The following is a 22,360-nucleotide window of genomic DNA, read 5'->3' as shown; positions in this document are numbered from 1 at the left end:
TGCTCGCTCAAATCCTTTGATTACTGCGGATAAAGTCATCTACTATTGTTTAACACATTCACGCGCTGCATGTATGTTCAGAAAATGTGCACGCTAAGATAATTAAACAAAATTGTGGTTACAGAGGTATCAGTGAGTCACTGGGCTACATTCAAACAAACAGCAACAAATTTATGGGTGACCCTTCGGCACGACATTCTCGCGCTGGCCGTCTTTTTAAATGGATTGCTTATTTTTAAAACAATCTATGGTATGTCGGTCAATTTGCTTGATATTTTCCATATCAAAGCATTTTCAGAGTTGGATCTCTCCTTGCTGGCAAACGCCCCACTATTTATGCTCGGCGTCTTTCTTGTCCTGAACTCCATTGGCTTACTGTTCCGGGCAAAGCTCGCATGGGCAATCAGTATCATTTTGTTGTTGATAGCGCTAATTTACACCCTGCATTTTTATCCCTGGCTGAAATTTAGTATTGGATTTTGCATTTTTACGCTGGTGTTTTTGCTGATACTGCGCAAAGACTTCTCCCACAGTAGCGCCGCAGCCGGGACAATTTTTGCATTTATTAGTTTCACGACATTACTGTTTTACTCAACCTACGGTGCGCTTTATTTAAGCGAAGGTTTTAATCCGCGAATAGAAAGTTTGATGACCGCGTTCTATTTTTCGATAGAAACCATGTCAACCGTCGGCTATGGCGATATTGTCCCTGTTTCTGAATCAGCACGATTGTTCACTATTTCGGTCATTATTTCCGGCATTACCGTTTTTGCCACATCTATGACCTCAATTTTTGGTCCGCTTATCCGCGGGGGATTCAACAAACTTGTAAAAGGAAACAATCATACAATGCATCGTAAAGATCATTTTATTGTTTGCGGACATTCGATTCTCGCCATCAATACGATCCTGCAACTGAATCAACGCGGACAAAACGTAACGGTTATCAGCAACTTGCCTGAAGATGATATCAAGCAACTTGAGCAACGCTTAGGCGATAACGCTGATGTTATCCCCGGTGACAGTAATGACAGTTCAGTATTAAAGAAAGCGGGAATCGATCGTTGCCGGGCCATTCTGGCGCTGAGTGATAACGATGCAGATAACGCGTTTGTTGTACTCTCGGCAAAAGATATGAGCAGTGATGTCAAAACAGTTCTCGCCGTCAGTGATAGCAAAAACCTGAATAAGATTAAGATGGTACATCCGGATATCATTCTCTCACCGCAACTGTTTGGCAGCGAAATTCTGGCGCGAGTTTTAAATGGTGAAGAGATTAATAATGATATGCTCGTTTCAATGTTGTTGAACTCCGGTCATGGCATTTTCAGCGATAACGATGAACAAGAAACGAAAGCTGACAGTAAAGAATCAGTGCAAAAATAGAGTTTAAAGACGAAAGAGTAAACTTATTGGGCACCGCAATGGTGCCCAGTATATTTAGATATTGTAGATCGCAAACAATAACGAGTTACGCTGTTTGTTTAGAATGCACTTCCTGATGCTGTGGATACGCATATTTCGGCGCGATTGCCCCTCAAGCCAACGCGATTTACGTCGGCTAGCCTGACGCTGCATGCGCCAGCGCCCCACTTCCGTTCTACTCCGCTTCATGTTAACTACTCTATGCAATAACAGAATGGTCATTATACCCCCACCCCCGACGCTGACCAGTGCTTTTCCCGCGTTTTTATTTGCCAGATGAATCCATATGCGTAAACTCATAACAATGCGCTTTCAAAAGGATTTCTAATCTATGACAACCGTTTATACGTTGGTGAGTTGGTTGGCCATTCTGGGATACTGGTTGCTCATTGCAGGCGTAACTTTACGCATTCTAATGAAACGACGCGCAGTTCCCTCCGCGATGGCCTGGCTGTTGATTATTTACATTCTGCCGTTAGTCGGAATTATTGCCTATCTTGCCGTTGGCGAGCTCCATTTAGGCAAACGCCGCGCTGAGCGCGCCAGAGCGATGTGGCCTTCCACCGCAAAATGGCTTAACGACCTTAAAGCCTGTAAGCATATCTTCGCCGAAGAAAATAGCAGTGTCGCTGCGCCATTATTCAAGCTTTGCGAGCGTCGTCAGGGGATCGCTGGGGTCAAAGGGAATCAGCTACAACTGATGACCGAGTCAGATGATGTGATGCAGGCGTTAATCCGCGACATCCAGCTCGCGCGCCATAATATTGAGATGGTGTTTTATATCTGGCAGCCCGGCGGCATGGCGGACCAGGTGGCTGAATCATTAATGGCGGCTGCACGGCGTGGTATTCATTGCCGATTGATGCTCGACTCCGCCGGGAGTGTGGCTTTTTTCCGCAGCCCGTGGCCCGAGCTAATGCGTAATGCCGGTATTGAAGTGGTCGAAGCCTTAAAGGTCAATCTGATGCGTGTGTTTTTACGCCGTATGGACCTGCGCCAACATCGCAAGATGATCATGATCGATAATTACATCGCGTACACCGGCAGCATGAATATGGTCGATCCTCGCTACTTCAAACAAGATGCGGGCGTAGGGCAATGGATTGATCTGATGGCGCGTATGGAAGGCCCCATCGCCACCGCGATGGGGATTATTTATTCCTGCGACTGGGAGATTGAAACCGGAAAACGTATTCTGCCGCCACCACCAGATGTCAATATTATGCCGTTTGAACAGGCCAGCGGTCACACCATTCACACAATTGCTTCTGGCCCCGGCTTTCCGGAAGATCTCATTCACCAGGCATTATTGACTGCGGCTTATTCGGCGCGTGAATATTTGATCATGACAACGCCCTACTTTGTGCCAAGCGATGATTTACTTCATGCGATTTGCACGGCGGCGCAGCGCGGGGTGGATGTCAGTATTATCCTTCCGCGAAAAAATGACTCGATGCTGGTCGGCTGGGCCAGTCGCGCATTCTTTACGGAACTGCTTGCTGCTGGGGTTAAAATTTATCAGTTTGAAGGCGGGTTACTGCATACCAAGAGCGTGCTGGTCGATGGCGAACTAAGTCTGGTTGGCACCGTTAACCTTGATATGCGTAGTCTGTGGCTGAATTTCGAGATTACCCTGGCAATCGACGATAAAGGTTTTGGTGCAGACCTTGCCGCCGTTCAGGACGATTATATTTCGCGTTCACGTCTGCTCGATGCCCGTTTATGGCTAAAACGTCCATTATGGCAACGTGTCGCCGAGCGACTGTTTTACTTCTTCAGCCCGTTGCTGTAAAACGTCGCCAACAGAGGTTAAACAGGTAGTGACTATGGATATGGATCTAAACAATCGCCTGACTGAAGATGAAACGCTTGAGCAGGCCTACGATATTTTTCTCGAACTGGCTGCCGACAATCTCGACCCAGCTGATGTTCTGCTGTTCAATCTTCAGTTTGAAGAGCGCGGCGGCGCGGAGTTATTCGATCCGGCGGAAGACTGGCAGGAACATGTTGATTTCGATTTGAACCCGGACTTTTTTGCCGAAGTGGTGATTGGTCTGGCGGACAGTGAGGATGGTGAAATCAACGATGTTTTCGCCCGCATTCTGTTATGCCGCGAAAAAGATCACAAACTTTGCCATATCATCTGGCGGGAATAAATAATCGCTTTCGGCGTGAAAAAGGGCTGACAACTGTCAGCCCTTATTGTGTTTAAAGCGGATCGACTTTCAGGCAAGAAACGGCGTGTCTGAAACTCCCTTCCAGCACAGGACGTGTTTTGGCGCACTCCGGACCGGCAATCGGGCAACAGGTACGGAAAACACAACCGGAAGGCGGGTTGATCGGCGACGGTAATTCCCCTTCCAGTAACTGGATGGTTTTGTTCTTCTCCAGATCCGGATCAGGTATGGGGACTGCCGACATCAATGCCCTGGTGTAAGGATGTAGTGGATTGTGGTAGACCTCATCATAGGTCCCCAGTTCTACCGCATGGCCGAGATACATCACCAACACACGATCGGAAATGTGTTTTACCACGGCCAGGTCATGAGCGATAAAAATTAATGACAATCCCATCTCACGTTGCAGCTGCTGGAGCAGGTTGACCACCTGCGCCTGAATTGACACGTCCAGCGCCGAAATCGGCTCATCGCAGATAATCAGCTTCGGTTCAAGAATAAGAGCACGAGCAATCCCGATACGCTGGCACTGCCCACCGGAGAACTCATGCGGATAGCGGTTAATCAGGTTAGGCAATAACCCGACTTTCAGCATCATCGCCTTCACGCGCTCGCGAACTTCCTGGCGTGACATTTTCGGATGATAAGTACGCAGTGGTTCAGCGATGATCTCGCCGATGGTCATACGCGGGTTTAGCGATGCCAACGGATCCTGGAAAATCATCTGAATATCACTGCGAACGGCACGCCATTCATCGGGCTTCATGCCCAGCAACTCTTTACCTAACCAGGCAACATGACCGTCGGTCGCTTTAACCAGGCCAATGATGGCGCGAGCAAAGGTGGACTTACCGCATCCCGATTCCCCTACCACACCTAATGTTTCCCCTTCATACAGGCGAAGCGTGACACCATCGACGGCTTTGAGAGTTTTCGGCGGTTGCCAGAACCACTGTTTGCCATCTTTGATTTCAAAGTGCACTTTCAGATCGGCGATTTCGAGGAGGACTTTTCTTCCTTCGGTTACAGCATTCATAACAGTTCCTCCACCGGTTTAAAGCAAGCACGCAGACGGCCAGGCGTAAACTCTTCCAGCGGCGGTGCGCTACTACAAATTTCCATCGCATGCGGACAACGTGGCTGGAACGGGCAACCTTTCGGTAATCGCAGCAGGTTTGGCGGATTACCAGGGATGGTCAACATTGTTTCACCTTCCGCATCGAGACGCGGCACCGCGTTGAGCAAACCGATAGAATAAGGATGAACGGGTTGATAAAAGACATCGCGCGCGTTGCCATATTCCATCGTGCGCCCGGCGTACATTACCAGCACTTTGTCGCAGATCCCCGCCACCACGCCAAGATCGTGGGTAATCATAATGATGGCGGTATTAAATTCCCGCTTCAGTTCATTTAATAGCGTCATGATCTGCGCCTGTACGGTGACGTCCAGCGCAGTAGTGGGTTCATCCGCAATCAGCAGCTTAGGTCGACATAGCAATGCCATCGCAATCATAACTCGCTGACGCATGCCACCAGAAAATTCGTGCGGGTACATTTTCATGCGTTTACGTGCTTCCGGCATTTTTACCGCATCGAGCATCCGCACCGACTCTTCAAACGCCTCAGCTTTGCTCATGTTCTTATGCAGCATCAGCACTTCCATCAACTGCTCACCGACGCGCATATAGGGATTCAACGAAGTCATTGGGTCCTGAAAAATCATTGAGATTTGTTCAGCGCGCAGTTTATTGAGTTCACGCTCTGGCAAATTGAGGATTTCACGCCCATTGAAGGTTGCCGATCCGCCAATACGTCCGTTGGCAGCCAACAGGCCCATCAACGCAAATGCAGTTTGCGATTTACCCGAACCAGACTCACCTACAATGCCCAGCGTTTCTCCGGCACGTAGAGAAAAATTCAAATCATTGACCGCCGTGACATCGCCGTCCGGGGTACTAAAGGTGACACGCAAATCTTTCACGTTCAGCAGTGCGTCAGCCTGTTGTTGTGCGAGCGGCACAGTTGCAGTTTCAATTACGCTCATGGCTGCACTCCTTAACGATCTTTCGGGTCGAGAGCATCACGCAAGCCATCGCCGATAAAGTTGAAACAAAACAGCGTCACCACGAGGAATCCCGCTGGGAACAACAATAACCATGGAGAGACTTCCATCGAGTTCGCGCCATCACTCAGCAATGCACCCCAGCTGCTTAACGGCTCTTGCGTACCCAACCCCAGGAAGCTAAGGAAAGATTCAAAGAGGATCATGCTGGGCACCAGAAGTGATGCGTAGACCACCACCACACCGAGTACATTCGGCACAATGTGGCGAATAACAATGCCCGATGTCGATACACCGCCAACTTGTGCCGCCTCAATAAACTCTTTGCGCTTCAGACTCAGGGTTTGTCCACGCACAATACGAGCCATATCCAGCCAGGAAACCATGCCAATCGCCACGAAAATCAGCAGGATGTTTTGACCGAAAAAGGTCACAAGCAAAATGACGAAGAACATGAATGGGAAGGAGTTGAGGATTTCCAGCAGACGCATCATTACCGAATCCACTTTACCGCCCAGATAACCGGAAAGCGAACCGTAAAGTGTCCCCACGACCACTGCCACCAGTGCCGCAGCAACACCGACCATGAGTGAGATACGCCCGCCAATCGCAACGCGCACAAGCAGGTCGCGACCGGATGAGTCAGTACCAAAGTAGTGACCGGACTCCATATCCGGGGCGCTGGACATCATCGCCCAGTCAGTATCGTCATAGGCAAACTGCGAAAGCATCGGTGCCAGGATTACAAATAACGCGATCAGCACCAGCACTATCAGACTGGCAACCGCCGCACGGTTATGCATAAAACGTCGACGTGCGTCCTGCCACAAGCTGCGCCCTTCGACCTCCAGCTTTTCACTGAAATTTTCCAGCGTCTCGCTGTTTTTCTTACTTAACATCATCGCGAGCTCCAGTATCAGTAACGGATTTTCGGGTCGATAACCGCATATAGCACATCGACAATGGCATTAAACAAAATGGTTAAAGCACCAACCAGGATGGTCAGGCTTAACACTAAGGAATAGTCACGGTTCAATGCGCCATTAACGAACAGTTGTCCAATCCCCGGCAAACCATAAATGGTTTCGATAACCATAGAACCGGTAATAATGCCGACAAATGCGGGGCCCATATAAGAGAGCACGGGTAACAGAGCAGGTTTTAATGCGTGGCGTAAAATGATCCGCCGCATAGGTAACCCTTTCGCCCGGGCAGTACGAATAAAGTTGGAGTGTAATACTTCAATCATAGAGCCTCGGGTAATACGCGCAATACTGGCGATATAAGCGAGTGACAACGCCACCATCGGCAATATCATGAATTTAAGCGCCCCACCATTCCAGCCACCGCCCGGCAGCCAATGCAAAATGATCGCAAATATCATGACTAATAATGGCGCAACCACAAAACTGGGGATAACAACCCCGGTCATTGCCAGCCCCATCACGGTATAGTCCCATTTGGTGTTTTGTTTTAATGCGACAATAACGCCAGCACTAACACCCAGTATTACCGCAAGGAAAAATGCGGCGGCTCCCAGTTTGGCAGAAACGGGAAAACTGGATGCAACCAGGTCATTGACCGAATAATCTTTATATTTAAACGATGGACCGAAATCACCGTGCGCCAGTTGTTTCAGGTAGCTGAAATACTGTGTCATGATCGGATCATTAAGATGATATTTCGCTTCGATATTGGCCATCACTTCCGGCGGTAAAGTACGTTCGCCGGTAAAAGGGCTTCCCGGCGCGAGGCGCATCATAAAGAACGAAATAGTAATAAGAATAAATAGCGTCGGAATCGCTTCCAGACAGCGACGTAGAATAAATTTTAACATTGCCCTACCTTCTGGCCTGTGCCTTCTGTAATGCGATAAAAATCAGACACCGTGGAGCAGGACACTCCTGCCCCACGTATTGCCATTAGTGCTTCACAATGTACATATTCCGGGTGTAGGTATTATCCAGCGGATCTTTGCCGGTATAGCCACCAACCCACGGTTTCACCAGACGCGCATTCACGTAGTAATAAACAGGAACAATGGCCGAATCCTTATCCAGCTGTTGTTCTGCTTTAGTGTACAGAGCTGTGCGCTGCGCCTCGTCAGTCACTTTCAGCGTTTCCGCCATAATGCTGTCAAAGGCCGGGCTCTTATAATGCGCGGTATTCATCGAGCTGTTCGACAGCATGGTGTTCAGGAAGGAAGTTGGTTCGTTGTAGTCTGCACACCAGCCTGCACGGGCCACATCAAAAGTGCCCTGGTGACGGGTGTCGAGGAACGTTTTCCACTCCTGGTTAACCAGTTTGACGTTTACACCAATGTTTTTCTTCCACAATGAAGAGGCAGCAATCGCCAGCTTTTTATGCAGATCAGAGGTGTTATACAGCAGGTTGATGGTCAACGGTTTGTCTGCGGTATAACCCGCTTCAGCCAGCAGTTTTTTCGCTTCTTCGTTACGTTTTTCCTGGCTCCAGCCAAACCATTCTGGCTGAGTCAATTTTGCGCCATCAGTATACGGTGGAGTGTAACCATAGGCGGGCATGTCGCCCTGCGCTTTCACTTTATTAACAATGATATCGCGGTCCATACCTAGTTTCAGTGCGGTACGCACACGCACATCGTTGAATGGCGGTTTCTGGTTGTTAATTTCGTAATAGTAAGTGCACAGGTATGGATCAACGTGAACTTCGTCCGGGATCTCTTTTTTCAGCTTCTGGAACAATTCGATCGGCATGTTGTTATACGTCATGTCGATTTCACCACTACGGTAGCGGTTGACATCGGTAACTTCAGAAGCAATAGGCAAATAGGTTACCTGGTTAATAACGGTTTTCGCGTTGTTCCAGTAGGTCGGGCTGCGTTCAAGAACGATTCGTTCGTTTACGACCCAATCTTTTAAGGTATAGGCACCGTTGGTGACGATATTACCAGGCTGGGTCCATTTTTCGCCGAATTTCTCGATAGCGGCTTTTGGCACCGGTGAAGTTGATGGGTGAACAAGTAATTTATAGAAGTACGGAACGGGTTCACTTAAGGTGACTTCTAATGTGTGATCATCAATAGCTTTCACGCCGAGATCGGTAATCGGTTTTTTCCCTTCAAGAATTTCATCAATACCGGCGATATGCCCATATTGCAGATAACTGGCATACGGAGAAGCAGTGTTCGGATCAACAGAACGTTGCCAGCTATACACAAAGTCTTGTGCTGTGACTGGCGTGCTATCAGACCATTTCGCATCTTTACGCAAATGGAAGGTCCAGACTTTCGCGTCTTTATTATCCCAGGATTCAGCGACGCCAGGTGCTGGATGACCGTCAAGATCGCTGACCAGTAAGCCTTCAAACAGGTCTCGGCTGATATTAGACTCCGGAACACCTTCAATTTTGTGCGGATCTAATGACTGAACTTCTGAACCATTGTTACGTACCAGTGTTTGTTTTTCCGCCAGTGTGACGCCTGCGGGTACATCAGCTGCCAGCGCGACATTCCCTGCCATTAGCGCAGCCAGAACGCCAGCTGCTACTAAACTTCTCTTGGTGATGTTGGTCATTGTTTTTTGGACTCCCTCATTATAATTACTGGTATTAACCAGCATGTGTAATCCCGGATTGGGACCCTGCACAGGCTCGGAGACTTTCTGCTGTCAGGTTACTTTATCGTTACGTATTACTATCACCGACTTTATTTATTCTGGTGATTCAGACGATCACCTTATGTCGATTCGTACTGTGTCTCCCCTGTCGAGACACATTATTCTTTCGCGACGCTCTTTAATTGTTAATTATTCTCATTACCAATAAAGAATCGTCTGGCGGTTGCCCGGAAAGTACCAAATGCGGTTCTTACTCGCCAATACATTTTGCAAAATTGTTAAGCAATTCTCTTTTATTGACCGTATCAGAATCTATAGCTTGCATCCATGCCTTAACAAACATCTTTCAATTCAATCAAATAGAGATTGGCTAAGCATGTCTATCTTTTCTGATTACAGTTCCAGTAGTGAAATGCACAATAATTTAACAATTGATTATTATTTAGCACTTTCCTCTACCAAAGGCAGTGGAATTACTAATATCATTTCAATTATTCTTCAGCAAGCCCAGGATTATGATGTGGCGAAAATAACATGATGGTGAGGAGAAGCAGTTAAGGAAATCCTTATAACTAACTGTAATTTGAGAAGAATATTTTTACCTATTCCTTTTGCTTTTGATAACTGCGCGGGAACAAAGTAAAAATAATGACGAAGTAAACGGAGCATGGCAGCTCCGTTTCATTTGAAAGGAATTAATTAAGCAGGCCGGGGAAAATCCCCTTAATACCAGTAACGATAAATTCAATCCCCAATGCCATCAGCAATAGCCCCATAATACGCGTAATCACGTTGATGCCGGTCTGGCGTAAAACCCGTACCAGCCACGGTGCCATGCGGAACAATCCCCAGCAACATAAAGCGAACAATGCAATAGCCACAAAGAAACCAAACAGATAGCTAATGCTGTGATAACGCGTACCCCAGACGATGGTAGAACTGATCGCCCCTGGCCCCGCCATCAACGGCAACGCCAATGGCACCACACCAATGCTTTCACGTACCGCGGTTTCTGATTTTTCTTGCTTGTTCTGTTTATCCTCGCCAAGCTTGCCGCTGATCATCGACATCGCTATCGTCACCACCAGGATGCCCCCTGCGATACGGAACGAATCAATTGATATACCAAAAAGTTGCAGAATCGTGTCGCCGAGAAAAAGCGAGATCCACAAGATAATGGCCACAGACAGGTTGGCTGTAAGGTTAGTTTTGTTTCGCGCTGCCGCTGTCTGATAACTGGTCATGCTGATAAAGACGGGAATAATCCCTACCGGGTTGACCAGCGCAAATAACCCGATGAAAAATTTGAAGTAAACGGGAAAATCCAAAAAGGTCTGAATCACGGTTAGCTCCGAAGCAAAAGCCGGATAATGTTAGCCATAAATTAAGGTTGAAAAGACGCGCTGACAATACGCCTTTTGACAGCATTTTTCACCTCCTAACTACTTAAAATTGCTATCATTCGTTATTGTTATCTAGTTGTGCAAAACATGCTAATGTAGCCACCAAATCATACTACAATTTATTAACTGTTAGCTATAATGGCGAAAAGCGATGCTGAAAGGTGTCAGCTTAGCAAAAATTTGATTTGGATCACGTAATCAGTACCCAGAAGTGAGTAATCTTGCTTACGCCACCTAGAAGTGACGCATTAGAGATAATAACTCTAATGTTTAAACTCTTTTAGTAAATCACAGTGAGTGTGAGCGCGAGTAAGCTTTTGATTTTCATAGGTTAAGCAAATCATCACCGCACTGACTATACTCTCGTATTCGAGCAGATGATTTACTAAAAAAGTTTAACATTATCAGGAGAGCATTATGGCTGTTACTAATGTCGCTGAACTTAACGCACTCGTAGAGCGTGTAAAAAAAGCCCAGCGTGAATATGCCAGTTTCACTCAAGAGCAAGTAGACAAAATCTTCCGCGCCGCCGCTCTGGCTGCTGCAGATGCTCGAATCCCACTCGCGAAAATGGCCGTTGCCGAATCCGGCATGGGTATCGTCGAAGATAAAGTGATCAAAAACCACTTTGCTTCTGAATATATCTACAACGCCTATAAAGATGAAAAAACCTGTGGTGTTCTGTCTGAAGACGACACTTTTGGTACCATCACTATCGCTGAACCAATCGGTATTATTTGCGGTATCGTTCCGACCACTAACCCGACTTCAACTGCTATCTTCAAATCGCTGATCAGTCTGAAGACCCGTAACGCCATTATCTTCTCCCCGCACCCGCGTGCAAAAGATGCCACCAACAAAGCGGCTGATATCGTTCTGCAGGCTGCTATCGCTGCCGGTGCTCCGAAAGATCTGATCGGCTGGATCGATCAACCTTCTGTTGAACTGTCTAACGCACTGATGCACCACCCAGACATCAACCTGATCCTCGCGACTGGTGGTCCGGGCATGGTTAAAGCCGCATACAGCTCCGGTAAACCAGCTATCGGTGTAGGCGCGGGCAACACTCCAGTTGTTATCGATGAAACTGCTGATATCAAACGTGCAGTTGCATCTGTACTGATGTCCAAAACCTTCGACAACGGCGTAATCTGTGCTTCTGAACAGTCTGTTGTTGTTGTTGACTCTGTTTATGACGCTGTACGTGAACGTTTTGCAACCCACGGCGGCTATCTGTTGCAGGGTAAAGAGCTGAAAGCTGTTCAGGATGTTATCCTGAAAAACGGTGCGCTGAACGCGGCTATCGTTGGTCAGCCAGCCTATAAAATTGCTGAACTGGCAGGCTTCTCTGTACCAGAAAACACCAAGATTCTGATCGGTGAAGTGACCGTTGTTGATGAAAGCGAACCGTTCGCACATGAAAAACTGTCCCCGACTCTGGCAATGTACCGCGCTAAAGATTTCGAAGACGCGGTAGAAAAAGCAGAGAAACTGGTTGCTATGGGCGGTATCGGTCATACCTCTTGCCTGTACACTGACCAGGATAACCAACCGGCTCGCGTTTCTTACTTCGGTCAGAAAATGAAAACGGCTCGTATCCTGATTAACACCCCAGCGTCTCAGGGTGGTATCGGTGACCTGTATAACTTCAAACTCGCACCTTCCCTGACTCTGGGTTGTGGTTCCTGGGGGGGTAACTCCATCTCTGAAAACGTTGGTCCGAAACACCTGATCAACAAGAAAACCGTTGCTAAGCGAGCTGAAAACATGTTGTGGCACAAACTTCCGAAATCTATCTACTTCCGCCGTGGCTCCCTGCCAATCGCGCTGGATGAAGTGATTACTGATGGCCACAAACGTGCGCTCATCGTGACTGACCGCTTCCTGTTCAACAATGGTTATGCTGATCAGATCACTTCCGTACTGAAAGCAGCAGGCGTTGAAACTGAAGTCTTCTTCGAAGTAGAAGCGGACCCGACCCTGAGCATCGTTCGTAAAGGTGCAGAACTGGCAAACTCCTTCAAACCAGACGTGATTATCGCGCTGGGTGGTGGTTCCCCGATGGACGCCGCGAAGATTATGTGGGTTATGTACGAACATCCGGAAACTCACTTCGAAGAGCTGGCGCTGCGCTTTATGGATATCCGTAAACGTATCTACAAGTTCCCGAAAATGGGCGTGAAAGCGAAAATGATCGCTGTCACCACCACTTCTGGTACAGGTTCTGAAGTCACTCCGTTTGCGGTTGTAACTGACGACGCTACTGGTCAGAAATATCCGCTGGCAGACTATGCGCTGACTCCGGATATGGCGATTGTCGACGCCAACCTGGTTATGGACATGCCGAAGTCCCTGTGTGCTTTCGGTGGTCTGGACGCAGTAACTCACGCCATGGAAGCTTATGTTTCTGTACTGGCATCTGAGTTCTCTGATGGTCAGGCTCTGCAGGCACTGAAACTGCTGAAAGAATATCTGCCAGCGTCCTACCACGAAGGGTCTAAAAATCCGGTAGCGCGTGAACGTGTTCACAGTGCAGCAACTATCGCGGGTATCGCATTTGCGAACGCCTTCCTGGGTGTATGTCACTCAATGGCGCACAAACTGGGTTCCCAGTTCCATATTCCGCACGGTCTGGCAAACGCCCTGCTGATTTGTAACGTTATTCGCTACAATGCGAACGACAACCCGACCAAGCAGACTGCATTCAGCCAGTATGACCGTCCGCAGGCTCGCCGTCGTTATGCTGAAATTGCCGACCACTTGGGTCTGAGCGCACCGGGCGACCGTACTGCTGCTAAGATCGAGAAACTGCTGGCATGGCTGGAAACGCTGAAAGCTGAACTGGGTATTCCGAAATCTATCCGTGAAGCTGGCGTTCAGGAAGCAGACTTCCTGGCGAACGTGGATAAACTGTCTGAAGATGCATTCGATGACCAGTGCACCGGCGCTAACCCGCGTTACCCGCTGATCTCCGAGCTGAAACAGATCCTGCTGGATACCTACTACGGTCGTGATTATGTAGAAGGTGAAACTGCAGCGAAAAAAGAAGCCGCTCCGGCTAAAGCTGAGAAAAAAGCGAAAAAATCCGCTTAATCAGTAGCGCTGTCTGGCAATATAAACGGCCCCTTCTGGGGTAATGCCAGTCAGTTAAGCAACTGACTGGCTCTTTTTCGGGGCTGTGGGGTATTTCCAGGGCCTCTCCTTTACCACTCTCGGGAAGGCCCTTTCCCTTCTCGTCGGTAATTTCACAAGTTGTCCCATACTTGCAAGATCGCGCATCAGCTCCGGTATACGTCCCGGTGAAGCGCCCTGCAATGTCATCAGCATTCTCATCACCATTCCGCATGATTCTGAGAAACTCAGTTGATTCGGCCAGTAACCTTTCAGATGTTCCGCCATTTTAATCATCTGATATCTCACCAGATTATAAGCCAGTAAGACACCCCACAGCTCTTGCTCCACAAGCTCCGGCTTTTTACTTCTCAGCGTCAGCCTGCTCAGTTGCATCGTCTGTTTTATCTCCCTGTATCCCAGTTCGATTTCCCAGCGATGACTGTACAGATCCGCCATTTCTCCTCCGGGGAAGCGCATGGCGTCCGTCATCGACGTCAGCAGATGGCAGACTTTTCCTTTGCGCGTCACGGTCAGCAGGCGGGCTGTCACTTCATTTCCCAGTCCCGGCCACTTTTTTCGTGCCTGCGGGCTGGTTTTCAGCTTCACCAGATGATCGCCTTTACCCAGTTTTCTGAGCTCTTCATATTGCGCTCCCTTTCTGAGAGGTATCATCCAGTGGCGGTGTTCTCCCGCCAGGCTCCAGGCATTTAACAGTCCCAGTGAGTAATAACCTTTATCCATTAACGTCAGAGTGTTATCGCCGGTTTGTTCTATAAGTTGCTCAGCAAGCTCATTTTCGCTGTTCTTCATCGTGCCGAAGGCTGCAGCCGTCAGCAGATGGCTGGTCAGTTCCATCTGGCAGACCATTTTGACCTGCGGGTAGAGCGCCGGGTTCCCGGCATGTGTCTGGCGGGGGAAGGCTGCATCGTTCTCTGGTGTATCCGGTGTGCGCCAGAACACACCATCGATGGCCAGCAGGGTCAGGCCGCACCAGTGCGGATGCGGCGTGGCGTTATGCCAGAGCTGCGCTGTTTTCGTGAACACGCGGCGGACAGCCTCACTTCCCAGGCGCTGGCGGGCCTGAATAACGGCACTGGGGGCAACGAAGGGGCGATTGCCCGGCAGCATGATGTCCAGGCGATTCACAATCTGGTGAAGAGGTTCTTTACGCTCAAGCGCCATGCCAACAATACACCAGACCATCATTTCGAGGGGAAGACGGCGCTTGCGTAGCGTTACAGTACCTGATTCGGCAAGGCAACGAGAGATGAGTTCGGGGTCGAGGTAATCCCCCAGAGAAGTCAGTGGGTTACGCAGAGAATCGTAACGGGATACCAGATCAAGAGCCTGTCCAATGTGCATAAAAAAATCCGGAAACAAGTGAGCGTTTCCGGATTCTTACACAGCCACTGGATCGGTCAACTGATCCTTAACTGATCGGCATTACCCCTTCTGGGGCCGTTTTTTTGTTTACCCAAAGCAACTTTTCCATAAACCGACAGCATTAGCCTTCATCATATTTGCGACGATGTATAACGCCTAAACACAGGGATATTGTACTTTACAGGTCACAAGTCAACGTCGGTGCTTAAGAGCCCTGTGAGGCGTATAGCGGCGTTAAAAAACTGCCGAGAAGGGTATATAGCCCGGAAGAAGTGCGTAAAACGAACTGACAGGATAAAAGTGCCCTGCTCACCCTGTCAGTAAAGAAATTCTTATTAATCGTGGCGATGCCTTTCCTGAATAGCCGTTAATGAGCCGACTTGTAACGCCTCTTTATAGTGTTTACGGCATACAGAAACGTATCGTTCATTACCACCAATTACCACCTGCTCACCTTCGTTATAAGGTCTGCCTGCTTGATCAAGACGCAGCACCATGCTTGCTTTACGGCCACAAAAACAGATGGTTTTTAATTCAACCAGTTTGTCGGACCATGCCAGTAAGTATTGGCTGCCAATAAATAATTCACCTCGAAAATCGGTACGTAAACCATAACAAAGTACGGGTATATCGAGTTGATCGACAACCTCCGATAATTCATATACTTGTTGTCTGGTTAAAAACTGGCATTCATCAACCAGTACGCAATGAATTGCCTGCTGTTCATGTTCCGCACGAATCTCATCAAATAATGATGAATTTTGGTTAAATAATTTTGCAGGCGATGACAAACCTATACGCGAACTGACTTTCCCGGCACCAAAGCGATCATCAATTTCTGCCGTATATACGACAGTGCGCATGCCGCGTTCCTGGTAATTGTATGAAGATTGCAACAATGCTGTAGACTTACCCGCATTCATTGCGGAATAGTAGAAATATAGCTGTGCCATCAGCCACAGGCCCTCAATGATATGAAATAAAGTTGGCTGGAGTTTATCATAATTCGTCAGTTTTTCAGCTCAACAGTATGCACAGAAGTGGGTATATGCGTTCTCCCTTACGAAGCCTTGCATAATCCTTCTGAGCTATCATTACAACTGCCTCGCTTGTTATAAGCGGGTAAATGACTACTGGTAACTATTCACAATCTTTAACCTGTTGCGCAAGTAATAGCCCTCTGTTGACCTCCAGGAGATAGTGCAATACTAAGTCCATGCTCTTATTGCGACTGTTCTACTTTTCATCATTCGCTTAATAGGGAATTCTCGTAAACACAACTAATACAGAAGACTGAAAGGTCGTCAGCCTACGATAATCTCCCCATAAAATGTGACATGAATCAGGAAGTTTTAACCTCACGTGCTGCGAAATCATCGGTGTAAATAGGGCTATATGCCGCGTCTTTTCTGGCTAATTTTATGAAAAGATATTTATTGGCGGCACAAAATAAAGAACAATTTTGAATTCCTTACATTCCTGGCTATTGCACAACTGAATTTAAGGCTCTATTATTACCTCAACAAACCACCCCAATATAAGTTTGAGATTACTACAATGAGCGAAGCACTTAAAATTCTGAACAACATCCGTACTCTTCGTGCGCAGGCAAGAGAATGTACACTTGAAACGCTGGAAGAAATGCTGGAAAAATTAGAAGTTGTTGTTAACGAACGTCGCGAAGAAGAAAGCGCGGCTGCTGCTGAAGTTGAAGAGCGCACTCGTAAGCTGCAGCAATATCGCGAAATGCTGATCGCTGACGGTATTGACCCGAACGAACTGCTGAATAGCCTTGCTGCCGTTAAATCTGGCACCAAAGCTAAACGTGCTCAGCGTCCGGCAAAATATAGCTACGTTGACGAAAACGGCGAAACTAAAACCTGGACTGGCCAAGGCCGTACTCCAGCTGTAATCAAAAAAGCAATGGATGAGCAAGGTAAATCCCTCGACGATTTCCTGATCAAGCAATAATCTTTTGTAGATTGCACTTGCTTAAAATCCCGCCAGCGGCGGGATTTTTTATTGTCCGGTTTAAGACAATTTAATAAGAATAAGCTATAAAAAAACGGCGTCGATTGCTCAACGCCGTTTCGTGGATAACACCGATACGGATGTTACTTCTTAATGCCCATCTCTTCTTCAAGCCAGGCTTTAAATTCCGTGCCAAGGGTGTTATGACGAATACCGTATTCAACGAAGGCCTGCATGTAACCTAATTTATTACCGCAGTCATGGCTCTTCCCTTTCATATGATAGGCTTCCACCGTTTCTTTTTCGATCAGCATATCAATTGCGTCGGTGAGCTGAATTTCATCACCAGCTCCCGGAGGGGTTTTTGCCAGCAACGGCCAAATATCCGCGCTAAGTACGTAACGACCCACAATAGCGAGATTAGACGGCGCAACATCCGCTTTCGGTTTTTCTACCACACCAACCATCGGTACGCTTTCACCCGGCGCTAATTCAACGCCTTTGCAATCCACAACGCCATATGCGGTCACATCAGCAACCGGTTCAACCATGATCTGGCTATGACCCGTTTCATCAAAGCGGCGGATCATCTCTGCCAGGTTATCCTGTGACAAATCGGATTCATATTCATCCAGAATAACATCAGGCAAAATAACAGCTACCGGTTCATCACCCACTACCGGGTGAGCACACAATACCGCGTGTCCCAGGCCTTTCGCCAGACCCTGACGAACTTGCATAATAGTCACGTGCGGTGGACAAATAGACTGCACTTCATCAAGCAGTTGACGTTTTACACGTTTTTCCAGCATTGCTTCCAGTTCAAAACTGGTATCAAAGTGGTTTTCAATAGAGTTTTTAGATGAGTGTGTAACCAGCACAATTTCAGTAATGCCAGCCGCAATACATTCATTCACGACGTATTGAATTAATGGCTTATCGACAAGTGGCAGCATCTCTTTCGGGATGGCTTTCGTCGCCGGCAACATCCTGGTTCCTAATCCCGCAACGGGGATAACGGCTTTTTTGACTTTCGTATTAATGGCAGCCATTTAAATTCTCCTGGACTGTTCGTGTTTTGAACGTGTTCATATTTCTGTATCGCATCCCAGTATATCAGCACCCCGAAGGGGCTAAGTTCTGAAAAGGAGGCGAGTTAGCATAATTAAGACAATTACTTATACGAATGGCGACGATAGTACCACCAGCCGACATTAGCAGGTAATGCAAATTTAGCCCGCGTTATCGTTTGCTCATTCTGCAGACAACATCAAGCGCAGTCGACCACCGGTTCCCCATATTTGGCATTGCCAGGCATCGCATCGCTGGCTCAATTGATTCAAATAAGCGTTACCTAAAGTGCCTAACGGAACACCATTACTGATTTGCACCTGGTGTTCGCCGGTATTTAACGTCGCATTCAGACCCGCAGAAACCAGAATGAGATTTTTCAGTTCGCGATGATAATAGCCAACTAATAGCGGAAACTGCCCCGGCAGATTGGCCTGACGGAGTAAATGGTTTACCTGCTTCAATAACGCGCCCAACTCTGGCAACCGTTGATTTTGGTGTGCAAGCTGTTCCTGTAATAATCCGTTAAACAATGCGCGTAATAACAAGGCAGCAAGTACGCCATTATGTCCAGCTCGGGTGACATCAAGGCAATAAAATGCCAGATCGTTTTCCGAAAGTGCGGCAATATCAAGCACCAGGCCGGGTTTGTCCGCGGCAACCAATTGACGATAATTAACCCGGCAATGGGAAATCACCTGCTGAACCGGCGGTTGTAGTTCCTGTAATAATTTCGCCGCTGCGGCAGGGTTATCAACCATTGCATCCCAGTCGCGAAAAAGCCTTTCCTCTTCCTCAACGCGCGAATTAAACATGCTGGGATAGAGACAGGCAAAAACCATCTCGCGCAAGCGATTCAGATCTTTAACTGGTTTCAGCAAAACATCTTCAACGCCCAGACGTAACGCTTTGGCAATATCTGCCATATTTTCAGTGGCAGATATCACCAGAACTGGGGTCTGGTCGCCTCTGTTACGTATATGCTCCAGCAGTTTAAGCCCGTTCATTCGTGGCATCGCGATATCACATATCATCAGGTCTGGAGTGAAACCTCCCAGCAACTCAAGGGCATCCACCCCATCAGCCGCCAGTACCGTTGTCGCTCCCAATGAGGAAAACCATGAATCCAGAAGCGAGCGAAATACCTGCTCATCTTCAACAATGAGAATCTGTTTTCCGACCAATGGCTGCGTCATGTTCTCTCCCCTGACTGGCTTTACTCAATAGTGGCATGCTATTGCCACCTGCGCCTGTCAGAATTAACTTAAGTGTAGATAAAAATTCTGGTCAAATGTTGGTGCGTACCAACGGCAAAAGTTCGTCCATTTTCCTTTCCACTGCCAGCTGTCCGGCCGCAATGGCAGCGTGCGCGCGATGGAAATCAAGCGTAGATATTTGCGGGCAAACAGGTTGAATCAGAATATCGGGCGGATCACCTGCCATGCGGTTCCTTTTAAGGCGGTTCTCCAACACCTGGATAGACGTGGTCATAATCTCTGTTGCCGTTGGCGCTGTCACAGCCCGACGTGTCGTTATGCTGCCTAACCTTTCTTTCAGACGCGCATGCCACGGTAGAGAATCACCATTCTCGCTATTTTCTTCACTGACATTAAAGGAGAGCAGATCTTGTTGCATCAAATGAGCATCGTGCTGCAGGTCGACCGCTATCACAATATCAGCCCCCAATGCACGCGTAAGAGAAATAGGAATTGGGTTAACTACTGCCCCATCAACCAGCCAGTAGCCGTTATGTGCAACGGGTGCCATGAGTCCTGGAATACTGCATGATGCGCGAATAGCAAGATGGAGATCGCCTTCAGTAAACCATAATTCACGCCCCGTACTTAAATTGGTGGCAACAGCCGCAAAGCGACGGGAACAATTTTCGATCTCTGTTTCCGGCATTATTTCGCGATATTGATTGAAGACACGCTCGCCGCGCAGTAACCCACCGCGCTGCCAGGAGAGGTCCATCAGGCGTAAAACGTCCCAATAACTGAAAGAGGTTACCCAATCTTCCAGCGCAGATAATCGATCGCATGCATAGGCCGCGCCCACCAGCGAACCAATTGAACATCCTGCAACGATATCAATTTCAATACCCACTTTTTTTAGCGCATTAATAACGCCAATATGCGACCAACCTCTCGCCGCGCCAGATCCCAGCGCCAGCCCTATTTTTATCTTTCTCATTATTCCCGCAAGATTCCCCTGGAATGCAATCGTAGCCACATCGCTACTGCTCGGTTAACATAGTGCTACTCAGGCGGTTAATACGCCGTTATTGTTTCCAGGGAGATTATTTGTGTCTCAGCTTTGTCCCTGTGGTAGTGCTGTCGAGTATAGCCTATGTTGCCACCCTTATGTGTCTGGTGAAAAGGTTGCACCTGATCCAGAACATCTCATGCGTTCGCGTTACTGCGCTTTTGTGATGCAAGACGCAGATTATTTAATAAAGACCTGGCATCCCTCTTGTGGAGCAGCGGCGTTACGTGCCGAATTGATGGCCGGATTTGCGCATACTGAATGGTTGGGATTGACCGTATTTGAACATTGTTGGCAGGACGCCGACAATATCGGATTTGTCAGTTTTGTTGCTCGATTTACCGAAGGTGGCAAAACAGGTGCAATAATTGAACGTTCGCGATTTTTGAAAGAAAACGGTCAATGGTACTATATTGACGGTACACGTCCGCAGTTTGGTCGCAACGATCCCTGCCCTTGTGGTTCAGGTAAAAAATTTAAAAAGTGCTGCGGCCAATAATGGTTGACGGTACGGTTTAGCAAACACTCTCAACAAGGTTTTTCCAGCAATGCATTCACTCCAACGTAAAGTTCTGCGTACTATTTGTCCGGACCAAAAAGGTCTGATCGCACGTATTACCAATATTTGCTACAAGCACGAGTTAAATATCGTACAGAACAATGAATTTGTTGATCACCGTACCGGGCGCTTTTTTATGCGCACGGAACTGGAAGGGATTTTTAATGATTCCACCCTGCTGGCGGATCTCGATAGCGCATTGCCAGAAGGCTCCGTGCGTGAGCTGAATCCTGCCGGTCGTCGCCGGATAGTGATTCTGGTCACTAAAGAAGCGCATTGCCTTGGCGATTTGTTGATGAAAGCCAATTACGGCGGCCTGGATGTCGAAATCGCGGCAGTTATTGGTAACCACGATACTTTACGTTCTCTGGTTGAGCGTTTTGATATTCCGTTTGAGCTGGTAAGCCATGAAGGGTTAAGCCGCAACGAGCACGATCAAAAGATGGCGGAAGCCATTGATGCTTATCAACCTGACTATGTGGTGCTGGCGAAGTATATGCGGGTATTAACGCCGGAATTTGTGGCACGCTTCCCGAATAAAATCATCAATATTCACCATTCATTCCTGCCTGCGTTTATCGGCGCACGTCCTTATCACCAGGCCTATGAACGTGGTGTGAAGATTATTGGCGCAACCGCTCACTATGTGAATGACAATCTGGACGAAGGCCCAATCATCATGCAGGACGTTATTCATGTCGATCATACCTACACAGCTGAAGATATGATGCGCGCAGGTCGTGACGTCGAGAAAAACGTCTTAAGTCGTGCGCTATACAAAGTACTGGCACAGCGCGTCTTTGTTTACGGTAATCGGACGATTATTCTTTAATCGCCAGCAAAAATAACTGGTTACCTTTAATCCGTTACGGATGAAAATTACGCAACCAGTTCATTTTTCTCAACGTAACACTTTACAGCGGCGCGTCATTTGATATGATGCGCCCCGCTTCCCGATAAGGGAGCAGGCCAGTAAAAAGCATTACCCCGTGGTGGGGTTCCCGAGCGGCCAAAGGGAGCAGACTGTAAATCTGCCGTCATCGACTTCGAAGGTTCGAATCCTTCCCCCACCACCATCACTTTTCAAAAGTCCGTAAACTCTCAAACGAATCCGCAATTAAATATTCTGCCCAAGCGGGGAAGGATGAGAAGCTTCGACCAAGGTTCGACTTGAGCGCCAGCGAGAGAGCGTTGCCGCAGGCAACGACCCGAAGGGCGAAGCGCGCAGCGCTGAGTAATCCTTCCCCCACCACCATCGCTTCCTTAAATAATCAAAACCTGTTACTCCGAGCTAATTTTGCCCGATGGCACCACGTTTACCGGGCCTACAAT

The 22,360-nt window shown here is 47.9% G+C and carries 19 protein-coding genes, 1 tRNA gene and 1 other RNA gene; 9 read left to right on the top strand and 12 right to left on the bottom strand.

From position 1 onward, the window contains the following. Positions 1-132 precede the first annotated feature (132 nt). Entirely contained in the window at positions 133-1,386 is a 1,254-nt protein-coding gene (gene kch, locus C1P89_RS04675; RefSeq protein WP_001299682.1) for a voltage-gated potassium channel protein, read from the top strand. A gap of 54 nt (positions 1,387-1,440) precedes the next feature. Here kch and C1P89_RS04670 read toward each other — a convergent pair whose 3' ends face one another. After that, positions 1,441-1,614, bottom strand: a complete 174-nt coding sequence (locus C1P89_RS04670; protein WP_001309467.1) for a YciY family protein — start codon at positions 1,612-1,614, stop codon at positions 1,441-1,443. Positions 1,615-1,756: 142 nt separating this feature from the next. Here C1P89_RS04670 and cls point away from each other — a divergent pair, with 142 nt between their 5' ends. Beyond that, a complete protein-coding gene (cls, locus tag C1P89_RS04665; RefSeq protein ID WP_000214516.1) occupies positions 1,757-3,217 on the top strand; it encodes a cardiolipin synthase in 1,461 nt (486 codons plus the stop codon). 34 nt (positions 3,218-3,251) lie between these two features. Further along, positions 3,252-3,581, top strand: a complete 330-nt coding sequence (locus tag C1P89_RS04660; protein ID WP_000366959.1) for an HI1450 family dsDNA-mimic protein — start codon at positions 3,252-3,254, stop codon at positions 3,579-3,581. A 52-nt stretch (positions 3,582-3,633) separates the two neighbouring features. On the opposite strand, the gene oppF is transcribed toward C1P89_RS04660, so the two are convergent. The 6 genes from oppF to ychE all read right to left on the bottom strand — a co-directional run bounded on the left by oppF (position 3,634) and on the right by ychE (position 10,605). Then, a complete protein-coding gene (gene oppF, locus C1P89_RS04655; RefSeq protein ID WP_000994899.1) occupies positions 3,634-4,638 on the bottom strand; it encodes a murein tripeptide/oligopeptide ABC transporter ATP-binding protein OppF in 1,005 nt (334 codons plus the stop codon). Further along, positions 4,635-5,648 (bottom strand): murein tripeptide/oligopeptide ABC transporter ATP-binding protein OppD, encoded by a 1,014-nt coding sequence (gene oppD, locus C1P89_RS04650; RefSeq protein WP_000110954.1) that lies wholly within the window; start codon positions 5,646-5,648, stop codon positions 4,635-4,637. Before oppD ends, oppF begins: the two co-directional genes overlap by 4 nt. An 11-nt stretch (positions 5,649-5,659) precedes the next feature. Next, complete coding sequence (oppC, locus tag C1P89_RS04645) at positions 5,660-6,568, bottom strand: oligopeptide ABC transporter permease OppC (protein WP_000979661.1); 909 nt, start codon at positions 6,566-6,568, stop codon at positions 5,660-5,662. A 14-nt stretch (positions 6,569-6,582) separates the two neighbouring features. After that, positions 6,583-7,503 carry an oligopeptide ABC transporter permease OppB gene (oppB, locus tag C1P89_RS04640; RefSeq protein ID WP_000911113.1) on the bottom strand — a complete coding sequence of 307 codons (921 nt, stop codon included), beginning with the start codon at positions 7,501-7,503 and terminating at the stop codon, positions 6,583-6,585. Between the two features lie 85 nt (positions 7,504-7,588). Then, positions 7,589-9,220: an oligopeptide ABC transporter substrate-binding protein OppA gene (gene oppA / locus C1P89_RS04635; protein ID WP_005136935.1), complete on the bottom strand. Its 1,632-nt coding sequence runs from the start codon at positions 9,218-9,220 to the stop codon at positions 7,589-7,591. Positions 9,221-9,957: 737 nt separating this feature from the next. Beyond that, on the bottom strand, positions 9,958-10,605 hold the full coding sequence (gene ychE / locus C1P89_RS04630; RefSeq protein WP_000616602.1) for an NAAT family transporter YchE: 648 nt from the start codon (positions 10,603-10,605) through the stop codon (positions 9,958-9,960). Between the two features lie 477 nt (positions 10,606-11,082). Here ychE and adhE point away from each other — a divergent pair, with 477 nt between their 5' ends. Continuing rightward, positions 11,083-13,758 (top strand): bifunctional acetaldehyde-CoA/alcohol dehydrogenase, encoded by a 2,676-nt coding sequence (gene adhE / locus C1P89_RS04625; protein WP_000301651.1) that lies wholly within the window; start codon positions 11,083-11,085, stop codon positions 13,756-13,758. Between the two features lie 54 nt (positions 13,759-13,812). Here the strand turns inward: adhE and C1P89_RS04620 are convergent, their stop codons facing one another. After that, positions 13,813-15,159 carry an IS4-like element IS4 family transposase gene (locus C1P89_RS04620; protein ID WP_000483769.1) on the bottom strand — a complete coding sequence of 449 codons (1,347 nt, stop codon included), beginning with the start codon at positions 15,157-15,159 and terminating at the stop codon, positions 13,813-13,815. Positions 15,160-15,497: 338 nt separating this feature from the next. Then, positions 15,498-16,115, bottom strand: a complete 618-nt coding sequence (gene tdk / locus C1P89_RS04615) for a thymidine kinase (RefSeq protein ID WP_000068079.1) — start codon at positions 16,113-16,115, stop codon at positions 15,498-15,500. A 604-nt stretch (positions 16,116-16,719) separates the two neighbouring features. On the opposite strand from tdk, the gene hns reads away from it, so the two are divergent. Beyond that, positions 16,720-17,133, top strand: a complete 414-nt coding sequence (gene hns, locus C1P89_RS04610) for a histone-like nucleoid-structuring protein H-NS (protein WP_001287378.1) — start codon at positions 16,720-16,722, stop codon at positions 17,131-17,133. A 143-nt stretch (positions 17,134-17,276) separates the two neighbouring features. Here the strand turns inward: hns and galU are convergent, their stop codons facing one another. From galU to rssA, 3 genes are all read right to left on the bottom strand, one after another. After that, on the bottom strand, positions 17,277-18,185 hold the full coding sequence (galU, locus tag C1P89_RS04605) for a UTP--glucose-1-phosphate uridylyltransferase GalU (protein WP_000718995.1): 909 nt from the start codon (positions 18,183-18,185) through the stop codon (positions 17,277-17,279). Between the two features lie 201 nt (positions 18,186-18,386). Continuing rightward, on the bottom strand, positions 18,387-19,400 hold the full coding sequence (rssB, locus tag C1P89_RS04600) for a two-component system response regulator RssB (protein ID WP_000193447.1): 1,014 nt from the start codon (positions 19,398-19,400) through the stop codon (positions 18,387-18,389). Positions 19,401-19,491: 91 nt separating this feature from the next. After that, on the bottom strand, positions 19,492-20,397 hold the full coding sequence (gene rssA, locus C1P89_RS04595) for a patatin-like phospholipase RssA (protein WP_001295622.1): 906 nt from the start codon (positions 20,395-20,397) through the stop codon (positions 19,492-19,494). Between the two features lie 112 nt (positions 20,398-20,509). On the opposite strand from rssA, the gene C1P89_RS04590 reads away from it, so the two are divergent. From C1P89_RS04590 to C1P89_RS04575, 4 genes are all read left to right on the top strand, one after another. Continuing rightward, positions 20,510-20,968 carry a YchJ family protein gene (locus C1P89_RS04590; RefSeq protein WP_001307143.1) on the top strand — a complete coding sequence of 153 codons (459 nt, stop codon included), beginning with the start codon at positions 20,510-20,512 and terminating at the stop codon, positions 20,966-20,968. Between the two features lie 49 nt (positions 20,969-21,017). After that, complete coding sequence (gene purU / locus C1P89_RS04585) at positions 21,018-21,860, top strand: formyltetrahydrofolate deformylase (RefSeq protein ID WP_000555855.1); 843 nt, start codon at positions 21,018-21,020, stop codon at positions 21,858-21,860. Between the two features lie 159 nt (positions 21,861-22,019). Continuing rightward, positions 22,020-22,104 (top strand) — tRNA-Tyr (locus tag C1P89_RS04580). Between the two features lie 47 nt (positions 22,105-22,151). Continuing rightward, positions 22,152-22,283, top strand: a non-coding RNA gene (locus C1P89_RS04575) — RtT sRNA. Positions 22,284-22,360: the final 77 nt, after the last annotated feature.

The organism is Shigella sonnei (genome assembly GCF_002950395.1).
GTDB lineage: Bacteria > Pseudomonadota > Gammaproteobacteria > Enterobacterales > Enterobacteriaceae > ECMA0423.
The sequence above is the reverse complement of the archived record's forward strand: the minus strand, read 5'-3'. Positions and strand labels throughout refer to the sequence as shown.